The following is a 16,234-nucleotide window of genomic DNA, read 5'->3' on the forward strand; positions in this document are numbered from 1 at the left end:
CATATGCCAAGTTTTTGAACAATCTAGAAAAATCAGCTATAATGTAAAGCGGGTATGGATTTATTGTTTTTTAATTGCTTTAAAAGTTTGTGATAAATTTCGAATGTGAAACTTAAAAAGGGATTTGAAAACAAGTTTTTAGAAGTTGTATTTTTGCGCAAAAATACACATAAACCACACACATCAAATAGAAAAGAGGGGATTCGGGTGTCGAAGCTACTAAAATCATTCCTACTAACCACGATAGTTGCCACTGTTGGCATATTAGGCGGTTGTGGTGATTTAACAGTACTAGATCCAAAAGGGCCTGTAGCAAAAGGTCAAAGCGATTTGATTTTGTATTCTATTATTTTTATGCTTGTTATCGTTTTGACAATTTTTGTGTTGTTTACGATTATTCTTTTCAAATATCGTGAACGCAAAAACCCAAAAAATTATGAACCGGATATGCACGGGAGCAAAAAACTGGAAATTTTATGGACGTTAATCCCAGTTGTGATTGTTATTGCGCTTGCTATTCCGACTGTAAAAACAATTTATGCTGGTGAAGAAGCACCAAAAGTTACTTCTCATAAAGACCCTGTTGTCATTTATGCAACGAGTGTTAATTGGAAATGGCTATTTAGTTACCCAGATGAAAGTATTGAAACTGTAAACTATGTACATATTCCAACTGATCGTCCGGTTTTATTTAAACTGACGTCTGTTGATACGATGACGAGTTTCTGGGTGCCGCAACTTGGTGGTCAGAAGTACGCAATGACAGGGATGACGATGAATCTTTATCTGCAAGCGGATGAAGCAGGAACATTTAAAGGGCGAAATTCTAACTTTAATGGTGAAGGATTCCATGAGCAACGATTTAATGTTATTGCTCAATCAGAGGAAGACTTTGCAGCTTGGGCTAAAGAAGCTAAAAAATCACCAAAGTTAACACAAGATATTTATGATAAACTTCTTATTCCAGGCGGTTCAAAAGAAAAAACTTTCTCTGGAACACATTACGATTTTGTTGATCCAGCGGCAGATCCAGAATACGTTTTTTATGCGTATAAACGTTATGGTTTTGAGCTAACAAATCCGCATAATCCAAATGTAAAAGTAACGGTTTCAGATACGCCACTATTACCGGCGCGTCCTGTAACGATTACAAATCCTCAATTTGAACGGCACAATATGGAACCGATGATTATTAAAAATGGTTCAGGTTATCATAAAGATAAGCATTATGATGACGAAATGAAGAAAATGGAAGACGATATTCAAACAAATGAATTTAATAAAAAAGAATCGGATGACGCGGGCGAATAAAAAAGGGGGCTTTTGAACATGGAATGGAATGAGTTTATCATCACTGGCGACCCTCTGATTTTAGGTGCACAGGTTTCAATTGCACTCGTCAGCATCGGGATTGTCGTGTTACTTACGTATACAAAAAAATGGAAATGGCTCTTTAAAGAGTGGATTTCATCGGTAGATCATAAACGAATCGGAATTATGTATCTACTAGCAGCTGTTTTAATGTTTTTCCGGGGCGGTGTCGATGCGCTTATGATGCGTACGCAACTTGCCTTACCAGGTATGGAATTTTTAGATGCGCAGCACTATAATGAAGTTTTCACAACGCACGGAACAATCATGATTTTATTCATGGCGATGCCGTTCGTTATTGGGCTTATGAATATTGCAGTGCCACTTCAAATTGGCGCACGCGATGTGGCCTTTCCGTTCTTAAACAATTTGAGTTTTTGGACGTTCTTTATGGGGGCAATGCTTTTCAATTTATCTTTCGTTATTGGTGGCTCACCAGACGCTGGTTGGACAAACTATGCGCCGCTTGCTGAAGAATTTAGTGCCGGTTACGGGATTAATTTCTATTTACTCGGGGTACAAATCGCGGGTATTGGTACGCTAATGACAGGGATTAATTTCTTTGTCACAATTATGCGAATGCGAACAAAAGGCATGACGCTAATGAAAATGCCAATGTTCACTTGGACAATTTTAATCACAAGTTTGATTATTATCTTTGCTTTCCCTGTTTTAACGGTGGCTTTAGCACTAATGTCCTTTGACCGTCTATTTGGCACAGCCTTTTTCACACTGGCGAACGGCGGACTTCCAATGATGTGGGCGAACTTGTTCTGGGTTTGGGGACATCCAGAAGTTTATATCGTAATTTTGCCAGCCTTCGGAATATTTTCAGAAGTTATTTCAACATTTTCTCGCAAAAAACTATTTGGTTACCCAGCAATGGTTGCGGCAGTTGTTGTTATATCCGTATTAAGTTTTCTCGTTTGGGTCCATCACTTCTTTACAATGGGATCAGGCGCACTCGTTAACTCGTTCTTCTCGATTACAACGATGATGATTGCCATTCCAACGGGGATTAAAATCTTTAACTGGCTCTTTACGATGTATAAAGGTCAAATTCGTTTTGACACGCCAATGCTTTGGTCGCTCGCGTTTATTCCAAACTTTGTTATTGGAGGCGTAACTGGGGTTATGCTCGCGATGGCAGCGGCCGATTATCAATATCACAATACGTATTTCCTAGTTTCTCACTTCCACTATGTACTAATCGCGGGTACGGTATTCTCTTGTTTTGCTGGTTTGATTTATTGGTATCCAAAAATGGTCGGGTACAGACTAAACGAGAAAATCGGGAAATGGTTCTTCTGGGTTTTCGTAGTAGGATTTAACGTTTGTTTCTTCCCACAATATTTCTTAGGTCTTGACGGTATGCCGCGTCGTCTTTACACGTATGTGCAAGGTGACGGCTGGACGACTTTAAACTTTATTTCCACAATCGGGGCATTCCTAATGGGGGCTGCGTTTCTTATCCTTTGCTGGAATATTGTTTATAGCTACAAACACTCTAAGCGTGAAGTTACTGGTGATCCGTGGGACGCTCGTACTCTTGAATGGGCGACAAGCTCTTCAGTTCCACCAAAATACAATTTCGCGATTTTACCAGAATGGAATGATTTAGACGATTTCTACAACATGAAGCAAAAAGGAAAATCATACTTAGATGATAAAAATTATAAGCCAATTCATATGCCAAGTAATACAATGCTAGGCTTTATCATGTCCGTCTTCTTCTTTATAGCGGCATTCGGTCTCGTATTTTACTGGTACTGGATAGGAATTCTCGGTGGCTTAGGAGTTCTCGGTTGTATGGTTTATCGCTCGTTCCAAAAAGACGACGGCTATCATGTTGAAGTAGATGAAATTATAGCAACGGAAGAACATAATGCGCGCGAACGTGAAACGGGCATAAAGGAGGGTAACCCATGGAATCTGTAAAAACGAATTCTTCGCTTCCATTAGAATATCAATCGGAGCAAGGTAGACTGAACATTTTAGGTTTCTGGATTTTCCTTGGTGCCGAAATTGCACTTTTTGCAACGCTCTTTGCAACTTACTTTGTTATGATGAAAGCGGGATCTAATGCCGGACATCCACCGTCCGAAATGTTTGAGCTACACCTTGTTTTAATCATGACATTCTTGCTTCTTACAAGTAGTTTTACGTGTGGTCTTGCAATTGGCGAGATGCGTAAAGGTAATACGAAGATGTTGATGGTCTACTCGATTATTACACTTCTTCTTGGTGCTGGCTTTGTCGGCTTTGAAATTTACGAGTTTGCGCATTATGTGATGGAAGGTGTGACAATGAAAGTCGGCTCTTACTGGTCTGCTTTCTTCGTCCTACTTGGTACTCACGGACTTCACGTAACAATTGGTTTATTTTGGATTTCCTTTATTTTAATTCAAATAAAAATGCGCGGTTTGACGCCACGTGCAGCATCAAAAGTGTTTATTTCAAGCCTTTATTGGCATTTCCTTGATGTTGTCTGGATTTTCATCTTCACGGGTGTCTACTTGTTAGGGATGGTGAACTAAAATGGCGGAAAATAAAAATACAAATAGCGCACATGTGGAAACGGGAGTTCCGTGGAAACATATCATTGGCTTTATTTTATCCATTGTTCTTACGCTTGTAGCGGTTTGGGTAGCACTTTACTCGACACTTGACTACAGCGTAAAAGTGGTTATCATCTTTATCTTTGCCTTTATCCAAGCAGCGTTGCAACTCCTCATGTTCATGCATATGACAGAAGGACGCGACGGCAAAATTCAAGTCGGCAACATCCTCTTTGCGGCTTTCATTGCAATTGTTGTTGTCTTAGGCTCCTATTGGGTCATGGAAATTGGCCATATGAATCATTTAATGTGAAAAATAAAGAACCATATATTCCAAATTTTAAATTGGAAAAATATGGTTCTTTTTTTGTTGGAAAAATTAATATTGTTAAATTAAAAATGATTTTTACTTAGTTAAAAACGTTTACAAATGATATAAAAACTACTTTTTTTCTATAAAAATGAAAATTTGTCGAAATTGACAAAAAATTACCAAAATGATATAATTTCATTGTGAAAACACTAACAATATGGAGATGACAGAATGAAAAAGACACAGCTCAAAATAATTGTTTTTATGGGATTAATTTTGGTATATTCTTTATCTGTACCTAATAATGCTTCAGCAGAGAAAACTACAGAAAAATATGAAATTAATACTGTTTCAGAATTAAAATCTCAAATTAAAGATTTTAAAGATGATGGGTCTTTGTTGAATGAAGAAAAACGAGAAGAAATAATAGAAAATACAAAACCAGAGATACTAGAAGAATATACTGAGGATTTATCTGAAAAAGTAAATGAAGCCACAAATGAATTATCAAGTAGCACTCAATTAGAAGTTGATATAAGTGATAATGAAGTATATAAAAATCATGATATGAAAATACTTGATGATGGTACAATAGTTGAAGCAATTACAGTAGATTCACCTGTATTGGAAAAACGTCCTTTACTGAAAGCAACTCAAAATTATGGTTCCAGAAGTTATTCGGTTAAAACTAGAGTTTACCATGTTTTATATCCTGATGGTTGGACGGGATTAGTAACGTATTATAATGTTGGAAAAAGCGGGTTGACAGCTACTAGTACATCAGCAGCAGGAACATTATCTTTTTTTCCATTACAAATTTCAAAAACAACAAAAATTACAGATAGAAGGGCTGAAAAAGTAGGGACAGATATTAATGGACAAGGAGATTATATGTTGACTTATATTGGTTATAAAGGTATTGGTTTAATGACTAAGGAGCGAGTTATAGTTAGTACTGTTAAACTAACAAAATTAACAAGTAAGACTGCTACAGTTAGCACATCTTATTCTCAAAGGGAGTGATATTATGCATGACATAACAGCTTATATTCCTATTACAATGGTAGTCACAACAGTCATTATTATCATAGGATTAGTGTGGTTCATAAGAAAAAATAGCAAGCGATAAAAGCCTGGAAAATTTTTCAGGCTTTTTACTTTTTCTCACAACATATAAAATTTATATTCATTAACACGAACTTTACCCCTCCTTTATCAAAGCCTAAAAAAAGCACTTTATAATAGGCGTAAGGAGGAGATTTACATATGAAAAAATGGATGAAAGTGACTGGGATTTCAGTTGTTTCAGCAAGTCTACTGCTCGCAGGATGTCAGGCGGAGGAAAATGCAAAAGCGGATAGTAAAAACGCAATTTTGGAGGAAAAAGTAGTACCCGGTAAGCAAATTGCACTAGAAGGCGCTATTAATGTGCGTGACCTCGGGGGATACAAGACGGAGGACGGAAAAACCATAAAACCACACCGCCTTATTCGTTCAGCAGAACTTTATACCGTGACCGGAAATGATATTGATAAGCTGAAAAAAACGTACGACTTAAAACAAATTGTTGATTTTAGAACAAATAGTGAAGTAGAGAAAAAGCCAGATCCGCCCATTCAAAACGTGAAAAATACACACGATTCTGTCATGAAAGATAACGGTGCATCTACAAGCACGGAAGACTTAATTAAAAGCCTAAGCACGATGGACAATCCAGAAAGCTTTTTAATCGAGGCAAATAAAAGTTTTGTAACAGACGAAAATTCGCGGAAAGCGTATAAACAATTCTTTGATATTTTGCTCGAAAATGAAAAAGGCGCCGTTTTGTGGCACTGTACCGCTGGAAAAGACAGAGCAGGATTTGGAACCGCACTCGTTTTATCCGCCCTCGGTGTCCCGGAAGATACGGTGATGGATGACTACCTATTATCCAACAAATATCGTGCGGACGAAAATGAAAAAGCCGTTCAAGCTGTCCTTACAGAAACTAAAAACCAGCAAGCCGCAAACGGAATGAAGGCCGTCATGGAAGTACGCGAAAGCTACTTAAACGCTGCGTTTGATGAAATCGACAAAACCTACGGCTCCGTGGACGCGTTTTTAAAAGATGGCCTCGGGCTAACTAAAGAAGACATCACAAAATTGAAAAGTATGTATCTTAATTAAGATAATAATGCCGATTTACAAATTTAGTTATACATGGTAAAATCCTAAAAAGTCTGAATTATTTTGCAGGTGTAGGAGGTGTGACATTAGGTAGATGATTGAAATAACCTATTTTTGTCTTATGAATGAATCAAATGAAAATGTTGAAGTAATGAAAAGTTTCATGAATACAGATTTTCAAGAAATGTATTTGAATTTTCATGGAAAGAAAGTACATATGAAACTATGTGCTATGGAAGATTCTATCGAGCCTTTTGTAGAAAATAAAAATGTATTTACCGAATTGAAATTGCATGGCATTAAAAGCTTACCCATACTAATGATTAACAATGAACTTGTTGCTAAAGAACATGTAGATTTAGTAAAAATATTGCCAAAGTATCTAGAAATGGGATTATCCATACAATATGAGGAAGAATAAAATAAGGCTACCACACAATTACGTGGTAGTCTTTTATCCGTAAAAAATTTTTTATAAAAAAAGCTTGCTCTGTAATGCATTACATATTTTATAGTGAAGATGCAAATGAATTTTGAGAGGAGCTTCAACATGACAAATTTTAAATTTCCAGATAACTTTTTATGGGGCGGGGCAGTTGCTGCGAATCAATGTGAAGGCGCTTACTTAGAAGACGGGAAAGGATTATCGCTTGTCGATTTACTTCCTTCCGTTGAAGAAGGTCGTTGGGACGCGCTTGTTGACCCACAAAAAACACTCGCTACAAAGTACAATTATTATCCGAGCCATGAATCAATTGATTTTTATCATCGCTACAAAGAAGATATTAAATTATTTGCAGAAATGGGCTTTAAATGTTTCCGACTTTCCATTAGCTGGCCGAGAATTTTCCCAAACGGGGACGAAACAGTGCCAAATGAAAAAGGACTCGAATTTTATGATAAAGTTTTCGCCGAGTGTCATAAATACGGCATCGAACCAGTTGTGACAATTAATCACTTTGACACGCCAGTTGGTCTTATGAAAGACTATAACGGCTGGGCAAACCGCAAAACAATCGATTTCTATTTGAATTTCTGTGAAACGATTTTCAAACGCTATAAAGATCAAGTGAAATATTGGATGACGTTTAATGAAATCAATATGATTCTGCACATTCCAATGTTTGGCGGCGGTATGGATATTACAAATGTTGAAAACCCTGAAGAAGTGAAATATCAAGCGATTCATCACCAACTTGTTGCTTCTGCTATGGCAACAAAATTGGGTCACGAAATTAATCCTGAAAACATGATTGGCTGTATGCTTGCAGCAGGTACGACTTACCCGAACACACCAAATCCAAACGATATTTGGAAAGCAATGGAAGCTGACCGTGAAGGCTACTTCTTTGTTGACGTGCAGGCACGTGGCTATTATCCGAGCTACAGCAAGCGATTATTTAAAGAAAAAAATATTCAGTTGAAAATGGAAGATGGCGATTTGGAAGTAATGCGCGACCATACAGTTGACTACGTGGCGTTTAGCTACTACTCTTCTCGCCTAACAAGCGCTGACCCAGAAGTAAATAAGGAAACTGAAGGCAACGTATTTGCTACACTCAAAAACCCGTATTTGAAAGCAAGTGAATGGGGCTGGCAAATTGATCCGCTAGGACTTCGCATTACCATGAACGCAATTTATGACCGCTATCAAAAACCATTATTCATTGTTGAAAATGGCCTCGGGGCTGTCGATAAAGTGGAAGCGGATGGTTCAATTAATGACGATTATCGGATTGATTATTTGCGTGAGCATGTACGTGAAATGGGTGAAGCGATGGAAGACGGCGTAGAACTTCTCGGTTATACACCTTGGGGTTGCATCGACTTAGTGAGTGCAGGTTCTGGCGAAATGAAAAAACGCTACGGCTTCATTTACGTTGACCGCGACAATGAAGGAAAAGGAACTTTAAATCGCTCGAAGAAAAAATCTTTTGATTGGTATAAAAAAGTGATTGAAACAAACGGAACTGATTTAGCATAAATCTATTTTTGACAGGGCCTAACGCGTTTTGTGAAGCTCTGTCAAAAATTTTTTAAAAAAAGTATTGCAAACGCTTTCTGGATATGCTATATTTAACTCATCACAAAGGATTGTTACCAATTTATGGGCAAAACCTAAGCTGATTTGTAGGATACGTGTAAACATTGCACAAAATCCTCGAATGAGTTTAGGTTTTTCTTTTTGCCCAAAATCAATTTTAAGAAAGAAGGGGTCTCGGCTATGAAATATGAACAGTTAGCCAAAGATATTCTCGAAAATGTCGGGGGTACAGAAAATATTAATAGCGTATTCCATTGTATTACGCGTCTAAGATTTAAATTGAAAGATGAGAAAATTGCCAATACTGACAAAATTAAATCATTAGATGGTGTCGTTTCCGTTATTCAAAGTGGTGGACAATATCAAGTGGTTATCGGAAACCACGTACCAGATGTTTATAAAGCAGTACTTGAAGTTGGTGGTATTAACCCAGAAGGAACTGGTGATGCTGATTCTGGTGGCGGAGGTAATGTTTTTAACCGCTTCATTGATATGATTTCTGGAGTGTTTACACCTGTTCTAGGCGTATTAGCTGCAACAGGTATGATTAAAGGTTTTGCCGCTGCATTTCTAGCGTTCGGCTGGTTAACGGCTGATTCTGGAACATATCAAATTTTATACGCTATTGGAGATTGTCTATTCTACTTCTTCCCAATCTTCCTTGGTTACACAGCTAGTAAGAAGTTTGGCGGGAATATATTCATCGGTATGGCCATTGGGGCATCCCTTGTTTATCCAACGCTTACGGGTATTTTAGCTGGAAAGCCAGAGTATGTGTTATTTGCGGGAACAATTTTTGAGTCCCCTATTCATGTAACATTCTTAGGTATCCCAGTTATCTTGATGAGTTATGCATCGTCTGTTATTCCAATTATTATCGCGACATGGTTCGCTTCCAAAGTTGAAAAGGTAGCGAAGAAAATTATTCCAGATGTTATTAAAACTTTCATCGTCCCATTTGTTACCCTACTAATTGTTGTCCCACTTACATTCATGGTAATCGGACCAGTTGCTACATGGGCAGGTCAATTGCTAGGTGCAGGTACAATTTGGGTTTATGACTTAAGTCCAGTAGTTGCAGGACTTATCCTAGGCGGTTTCTGGCAAGTGTTTGTTATTTTTGGACTTCACTGGGGTCTTATTCCAATCGCAATCAACAACTTAACGCAATTACATTATGATCCAATTTTAGCAATGTCATTTGGCGCTTCTTTCGCTCAAATTGGTGCCGTACTTGCGGTTATGCTTAAAACTAAAAATCAAAAACTTAAATCACTAAGTGTACCAGCGTTCATTTCAGGAATTTTCGGTGTAACAGAGCCTGCAATTTACGGGGTTACACTTCCGCTTAAAAAACCTTTCATCATGAGCTGTATCGGTGGTGCCGTTGCTGGTGGAATTATCGGCTTTGCTGAAGTTAAAACATACATTATGGGTGGACTTGGAATTTTCGGATTCCCGAACTTTATTAAACCAGGATCCCCAGTTGATAGCACAATGCTTGCTGTAGTTATTGCAGTTGTTGTCGCGTTTATTTTAGGATTTATCCTCACATATGTATTTGGTTTCAAAGATCCTGCAAATGCAGAAGCAACAACTGAAAATGCTTCACGTGAAACAGAAACATTGATTGAACGTGAAGTTCTAGCTAGTCCAATTGAAGGCGATGTTATTACGCTTGCTGAAGTTAAAGATGAAGCATTCTCATCAGGTGCACTTGGAAAAGGCGCAGCAGTTATTCCTATAGAAGGTAAATTATATGCACCTGCCAGTGGAACAATCACAACCATTTTCCCTACCGGTCATGCAGTTGGAATCACAACAGATGATGGCGGTGAAGTATTAATTCATGTTGGTATGGATACAGTACAACTAAATGGTAAACATTTTACAACACATGTAAAACAAGGTGATCGAGTTGAAAAAGGTCAACTTCTAACAGAATTTGATATTGCTGAAATTGTAGCAGAAGGCTATGATATTACAACACCTATTATTATTACAAATTCAGACAAATATTTAGACATTCTTGTTGTCGATGATAAAACAGTCAAAGTGGGAGATCGTTTAATTACTTTAGTTATCTAAAACTTGCTATTTAATCCAAAACAAAAGGGAGTAATGTGGAATGAAAAAGCATATTTGGAAACTGTTGTTAGTAGTTTTAACTGTATTTTTGCTCGCAAGTTGTGGTGCAAACAATGATGAAGCTTCAACAAAGGAAAGTTCTAAAAAGGCAGATGGTCCAGTTACACTTTATGTTACTCGTCATGGTAAAACAATGTTTAATACCGTTCACCGTGCGCAAGGTTGGTCGGATACCCCACTCACAAAACCAGGCGTAAACGTGGCTCAAGATTTAGGTGACGGTCTTACAGATGTGGATTTTAAAGCAGCCTACTCAAGTGATTCTGGTAGAGCAAGAGAAACAGCAAGAATTGTTCTTGATTCAAAAGGACAGAAGAAGCTAAAGGCTTTAGAAAGTACCCAATTACGAGAAGTTTGTTTTGGAAGTTATGAAGGCGATTTAGATGAAAATATGTGGGGAGCTGTTGCAAAAAATCTTGGCTATCCCTCTCAAGAAGCTATGATGGAAGATTATGCAGCAGGAAAAGTAACATTAGAAATGTGCTTAGCAGAACTTGTAAAATTAGATCAGTCTGGTAGCGCGGAAAATTATGATACAGTCAAAAAACGAATGCAAACTAAACTTAAAAGTATTGCAGAAGAAAACGCCAAAAATGGCGGAGGAAATGTTTTAATTGTCAGCCACGGCATGTCAATTGGCGCTATGATTTCGGATATGACAGATAAATATAAAGGTCAGCAACTCGAAAACGCAAGCGTGACCAAAATCATATATGATGACGGTAAATTTACCGTTGATTCAATCGGCGATATGAGTTACGTTTGGGCCGGCAAGAAAAAATAATTCAACTAAAAGTAGAAACGTGCAAATAAAACGTGCGTTTCTACTTTTTTTTGGATAAAATAGCTCGTATAGGAGGCGTTTCAATGATTTTAAAACGCGGAAGTAAAATTGGTGTGATTGCCTGTTCAAACGGACGGGCGTCTAGTGGCCGGCTGGAATGGGAAGAGTTGTACAAAAAATTAGCAAGAAAATATGGTTTAGAAGTGGTGCAAGCAAGTACAATTTACGCTTTGGAAAATTCGATTTATAGTGGGTATGCGGAGGAACGTGCGCGGGAGCTTCATAAACTCTATTTAAACAAGGAAATTGAGATGATTTTTGATATTTCAGGCGGTGACGTTGCCAATCAAATCCTTCCTTTTTTGGATTTTAAGTTGATATCAGAAAACCAAAAGCCATTCGTTGGCTACAGTGACTTAACGACAATTTTAAATAGCATCTATGCCTTAACGGGGAAGCGTGGTGTATTATTTCATTTGAACCAGGACCTGCGCCAATTTGAGCGTTGTTTTATCCAAGGAGAGCACCCTAGTTTAACGGGGGATTTCATTACGGGTGCGCCAAATCTTTCAGGAACTTTGATTGGCGGCAATATCCGCTGCTTTTTGAAGCTTGCTGGCACCAAATTTATGCCCGATTTTAAGCAAAAAATTATTCTGTTTGAAGCCCTTAGTGGCGATGAGGCGAAAATGGCCACTTATATAGCGCAGTATGAGCAACTGGGCGCTTTTTCTGAGTGTAAAGGTCTTTTGCTAGGGCAGTTCACAGAAGCTGAAGAACGAGGCCTCCGTCCGCAAATTGACCGCCTATTTATTGAAGTGGGCGAAAAATATGGTATCCCCGTTTTCAAAACAAATCAAATTGGTCATTCAAATGATGCCGTGCCGATTTCAATTGGCGATGAAATTTTTATTGGAAAATAAAGATGTTTTATTGCGAACTGCCTAGGAAGGTGGTAACATTAAGGAAAAGCAAAAAAAGGAGAGTGGCATAATGAAAGTAGAAGGATTGCTTGGCTTTTTGGGGGCAGCTCTTGGTATCGCTTTTAGTTTAATGGTTTTAACCATTCCAGGGATTTCACAAGCGCTAGAAGAAGAATCTGTAGCCTTTTATTTACTGACTAGCGGGGCATTAATATTGTCTGCTATCGGTTTAGTCGGTTCATTCGTTGTTGCACATAAACCACGCATGGGCGGCGTTATGATGATTGCGGCGGCAATTGGTGGAACAATGTCCGTTTCAATGATGTTCCTAGTACCCATCATGCTTTTGGCACTTGGCGGTTTAATTGCACTTATTAATTATGAGGAAGCATCAGCTGAAGCATAAGATAGACTGATGACAAATGATTTTTTTCAGAGTTTTTACCTGAATCTTATCATTTATCATCAGTCTATTTTTGTGCAAAAAAATAACGTCTTGTGCCTGAAGACGTTATTTTAAAATTATGAGAAATTTTTACAGTGACCAGTTTCCGCTGGTACACATATAACATAACATAGTTCGTTTACGAAAGATGTAGCTATTTTTTGACAATTTAGCGAAATAAATGACATTTTTGTGAGAATTTATTTGTTAAAGTTTTGTTAAATCAATCGGAAGTTGGATAAATGGGTCTTGAATCTGTGATACAATGAATAAGATATTCTTATAAAGGAAGTGAATGCTTGGTGGATTTTATCTCGTGGTTATTTGATTTTATTCTACATATTGATGAACACTTAGTTGAAATTATTAATACATTTGGAATTTGGACGTATGTTATCTTATTCCTCATCGTATTTATTGAAACCGGACTAGTTGTTTTTCCGTTCTTACCAGGAGACTCTCTCTTATTTGCTAGCGGCGCGCTGGCAGTTTTAGACGGATCGATTTTAAAGATTGTGCCACTTATTATCGTTCTATGGGTTGCAGCAGTACTTGGGGATACCGTGAATTACCATATTGGTAGAAAAATTGGAACGAGTATACCAGAAGATAGTTGGTTTGGAAAAATCAGTAACCGGGAGAAAATGGAAAAAGCTGAAGCATTTTTTAATAAACATGGCGGAAAAACAATTTTCATTGCTCGTTTTATGCCATTTATCCGCACCTTCGCACCATTTGTAGCAGGTGCTAGCCGAATGAATTACCGTTATTTCTTAAATTATAACCTACTAGGCGCAACAGTTTGGGTGCTGCTATGTACGCTTGCTGGCTATTTCTTTGGGAACATCCCAATTGTAAAAGATAACTTCTCTATCGTTGTCTTAGGCATTATTTTTGTATCAGTTATCCCAATGTTCGTATCATTTTTTCAAGCAAAATTTAGTAAGAAAAAAAGTAATTAAAAAAGCGAAAACAATGGAAGTCTTTACGAAAGAGACTTTTCTTGTTTTCGTTTTTTTATTCAAGTATTTAAATGGATTTTTAGTGGAATATCTGTAAGCAAAGCGACTGTTTCGTCATTTTTATTTTTAAAAAGAAGTTCCAAGGAAGGGTGCTCATTTTCCAAAAGTCGGGAAATATCTGTAGTATGCACGTCAGCTGGAACCGTAAATGCAATTTCAAATGAGTATAAATCTGTATAAGCGACTTGATTGTTCGCAATTGGAATAATATTTGTTGGTAAATGTATCGCATCGCGGAGTTTGTCGTCAAATGCGACTGATAAACTAAAATTTTCAACATTTTTAAGCTGTCTGTTTAAAATCGGGCTGAGCGACATGGGCAAACGAACTTGCAATTTAGACCGTTTGAATTCAGCTTGAGCCGAATGAATATCAATATGATCTTTTGAAAGCAATTGTGCAATTTTATCAATGGGGAAGGTTTGTTTTTTGGTTGTTGTTGATGGGATTAAAATAACGGCGATGCATAAAATATAAATACATACTAAAAGAGTGATTAAATACTTATTTTTCAATATACGGCCTCCTAAAAAGGTCTCTGCTAAATTTTAGCATAAAATAACAAAAGCGACACTTTCTTTTTAAAAAAATAAATAAAATAATGCATATTTAAAAAACGATTATATCAACTGTTTAATTTGAAATTCATACATTTATCTTATAAAATGATAAAATTTTATGCATAAAATTGACATAAAGTGTTCACAATTTAGTGGAGAGGGTATGAATAAAAAGAGGATGTGATAAAGATGAAGTTAGGGATTAATTCGGAAATTGGGAACCTTAAACAAGTTGTGGTCAAACGGCCAGGTCGAGAACTGGAAAATTTGACACCACAATTTTTACACGAATTGCTATTTGACGATATTCCATTTTTACCAGCGATACAAAAAGAGCATGACTTTTTTGTTAACATGTTGCGTGAAAATGGCGCGGAAGTTTTTTATTTAGAAAAGTTGTTAGAAGAAGCCATCACAGCGAGTGATACGCGCGCTGTTTTTATTCGCGAAATTCTTAAAGAGGCTGGGCAATTTGGCGAAAATGCGCAATATCTTGAAGCCTTTTTAAGTGATTTTGAGACGGAAGAACTTATTCAAAAGGTGATGACGGGTCTTAGGAAAACGGAGGTTCCAAAACGGCGTTTAGCGAGGCTTGACGAAATGCTTGAGCACCGCGAACCTTTTTATTTGGCGCCCCTTCCGAACCTTTATTTTACGCGCGATCCGGCAGCTGTGATTGGAAATGGTCTTTCCATAAACCAAATGAGTCAGCCCGCAAGAAGGCGGGAATCCTACTTTATGAAGTTTATCGCGACACATCACCCCGCTTTTTTAAAAGAAAACGCCCCTATTTGGTTTAACCGTGAGAGCCCATATGCGCTTGAGGGCGGCGATGAACTTGTGCTTTCCGAAAAAGTGCTGGCGGTAGGTATCTCCGAGCGAACTGATCCGCGAGCGATACAAATGCTTGCAACAAATTTATTTCAGAAACATCAGGGAATCGCGAAAATTATTGCGCTTGAACTCCCTAAAGAACGTGCATTCATGCATTTAGACACTGTATTTACGATGGTCGATACAAACCAATTTATTGTCCATCCAAGTGTCATACTTAGCGGACTAACGTTGTACATTATGGAATGGGATGAGCATTTAGCAGACATTAAAATTACACCATCAAACCATATAGAAGCCGTTTTAAGTGAAGTCTTAAATGAACCCGAAATTGGCTTGATCCCTTGCGGCGGAATTGACCCCATCAACTCTGACCGCGAGCAGTGGAACGATGGTGCTAATACGCTTGCGATAAAACCGGGGGAAGTCGTGACATATAACCGTAACCAAGTCTCCAATGAACTTTTAAAATACCACGGAATTAAAGTCCATGAAATTATCAGTTCCGAACTTTCACGTGGTCGCGGTGGGCCGAGGTGTATGACGATGCCGCTTTACCGAACTTAAAAAACGATTTTGCATAAATTTATTGATGCAAGTTTCGCACTGTGGTATAATACTTTATTGTGAGTAATTATAAATTATTCCTTGCTCGTTTCTAAATACATTTGCTATTTAGAGGTAGGACATTCGTCTTATTAGAGCCGCTAAGACCACAAGGAGGTGTAAAAAGATGGCTAGAAAATACGAAATTAACTACATCATTCGTCCGAACATTGAAGAAGATGAAAAGAAAGCGTTAGTAGAACGTTTTGACGGAATCTTAACAAGCAATGGTGCGGAGATCATCGAATCAAAAGAATGGGGTAAACGTCGCTTGGCTTATGAAATCCAAGACTTCCGTGATGGATTTTACCACATCGTTAAAATTTCTACTGAAAACGCAGATTCTATCAATGAATTTGATCGTTTAGTAAAAATTTCTGATGATATCATTCGTCATATTATCGTTAAAGAAGAAGAATAAAACAAATTCAAGAATTTCTTGATTTATTAAATGAGAGGA

General features: G+C 37.6%; 16 protein-coding genes. 15 read left to right on the forward strand and 1 reads right to left on the reverse strand.

What is annotated here, in order from left to right:
- Positions 1-207: 207 nt before the first annotated feature.
- From qoxA to R8923_RS09340, 13 genes are all read left to right on the forward strand, one after another.
- The gene (gene qoxA / locus R8923_RS09280; RefSeq protein WP_485872505.1) at positions 208-1,311 is read left to right on the forward strand and encodes a cytochrome aa3 quinol oxidase subunit II; all 1,104 of its coding nucleotides are present in this window, start codon (positions 208-210) and stop codon (positions 1,309-1,311) included.
- A gap of 18 nt (positions 1,312-1,329) precedes the next feature.
- A complete protein-coding gene (gene qoxB / locus R8923_RS09285) occupies positions 1,330-3,309 on the forward strand; it encodes a cytochrome aa3 quinol oxidase subunit I (protein WP_485872506.1) in 1,980 nt (659 codons plus the stop codon).
- Positions 3,297-3,908: a cytochrome aa3 quinol oxidase subunit III gene (gene qoxC / locus R8923_RS09290; RefSeq protein ID WP_485872507.1), complete on the forward strand. Its 612-nt coding sequence runs from the start codon at positions 3,297-3,299 to the stop codon at positions 3,906-3,908. Before qoxB ends, qoxC begins: the two co-directional genes overlap by 13 nt.
- 1 nt (position 3,909) lies before the next feature.
- A complete protein-coding gene (gene qoxD / locus R8923_RS09295) occupies positions 3,910-4,242 on the forward strand; it encodes a cytochrome aa3 quinol oxidase subunit IV (protein WP_088810124.1) in 333 nt (110 codons plus the stop codon).
- A gap of 231 nt (positions 4,243-4,473) precedes the next feature.
- Positions 4,474-5,265, forward strand: a complete 792-nt coding sequence (locus R8923_RS09300; protein ID WP_485872508.1) for a hypothetical protein — start codon at positions 4,474-4,476, stop codon at positions 5,263-5,265.
- A gap of 243 nt (positions 5,266-5,508) precedes the next feature.
- Positions 5,509-6,408 carry a tyrosine-protein phosphatase gene (locus R8923_RS09305; RefSeq protein WP_485872509.1) on the forward strand — a complete coding sequence of 300 codons (900 nt, stop codon included), beginning with the start codon at positions 5,509-5,511 and terminating at the stop codon, positions 6,406-6,408.
- Positions 6,409-6,502: 94 nt separating this feature from the next.
- Complete coding sequence (locus tag R8923_RS09310) at positions 6,503-6,829, forward strand: hypothetical protein (RefSeq protein WP_485872510.1); 327 nt, start codon at positions 6,503-6,505, stop codon at positions 6,827-6,829.
- Positions 6,830-6,958: 129 nt separating this feature from the next.
- Positions 6,959-8,392: a 6-phospho-beta-glucosidase gene (locus tag R8923_RS09315; RefSeq protein WP_485872511.1), complete on the forward strand. Its 1,434-nt coding sequence runs from the start codon at positions 6,959-6,961 to the stop codon at positions 8,390-8,392.
- A gap of 240 nt (positions 8,393-8,632) precedes the next feature.
- Positions 8,633-10,540 carry a beta-glucoside-specific PTS transporter subunit IIABC gene (locus R8923_RS09320; RefSeq protein ID WP_485872512.1) on the forward strand — a complete coding sequence of 636 codons (1,908 nt, stop codon included), beginning with the start codon at positions 8,633-8,635 and terminating at the stop codon, positions 10,538-10,540.
- 40 nt (positions 10,541-10,580) lie between these two features.
- Complete coding sequence (locus tag R8923_RS09325; protein WP_485872513.1) at positions 10,581-11,384, forward strand: histidine phosphatase family protein; 804 nt, start codon at positions 10,581-10,583, stop codon at positions 11,382-11,384.
- 83 nt (positions 11,385-11,467) lie between these two features.
- Positions 11,468-12,307 (forward strand): LD-carboxypeptidase, encoded by an 840-nt coding sequence (locus R8923_RS09330; protein ID WP_485872514.1) that lies wholly within the window; start codon positions 11,468-11,470, stop codon positions 12,305-12,307.
- A gap of 70 nt (positions 12,308-12,377) precedes the next feature.
- On the forward strand, positions 12,378-12,713 hold the full coding sequence (locus tag R8923_RS09335) for a DUF4064 domain-containing protein (RefSeq protein WP_485872515.1): 336 nt from the start codon (positions 12,378-12,380) through the stop codon (positions 12,711-12,713).
- A gap of 341 nt (positions 12,714-13,054) precedes the next feature.
- Complete coding sequence (locus R8923_RS09340; protein ID WP_485872530.1) at positions 13,055-13,714, forward strand: DedA family protein; 660 nt, start codon at positions 13,055-13,057, stop codon at positions 13,712-13,714.
- 59 nt (positions 13,715-13,773) lie between these two features.
- Here R8923_RS09340 and R8923_RS09345 read toward each other — a convergent pair whose 3' ends face one another.
- Positions 13,774-14,289 carry a hypothetical protein gene (locus R8923_RS09345; protein ID WP_485872516.1) on the reverse strand — a complete coding sequence of 172 codons (516 nt, stop codon included), beginning with the start codon at positions 14,287-14,289 and terminating at the stop codon, positions 13,774-13,776.
- A gap of 228 nt (positions 14,290-14,517) precedes the next feature.
- Here R8923_RS09345 and arcA point away from each other — a divergent pair, with 228 nt between their 5' ends.
- Positions 14,518-15,735, forward strand: a complete 1,218-nt coding sequence (gene arcA, locus R8923_RS09350; protein ID WP_485872531.1) for an arginine deiminase — start codon at positions 14,518-14,520, stop codon at positions 15,733-15,735.
- Between the two features lie 166 nt (positions 15,736-15,901).
- On the forward strand, positions 15,902-16,195 hold the full coding sequence (gene rpsF, locus R8923_RS09355) for a 30S ribosomal protein S6 (protein ID WP_007474150.1): 294 nt from the start codon (positions 15,902-15,904) through the stop codon (positions 16,193-16,195).
- Positions 16,196-16,234 lie beyond the last annotated feature (39 nt).

The organism is Listeria tempestatis (assembly GCF_963575625.1).
Classification (GTDB): domain Bacteria; phylum Bacillota; class Bacilli; order Lactobacillales; family Listeriaceae; genus Listeria; species Listeria tempestatis.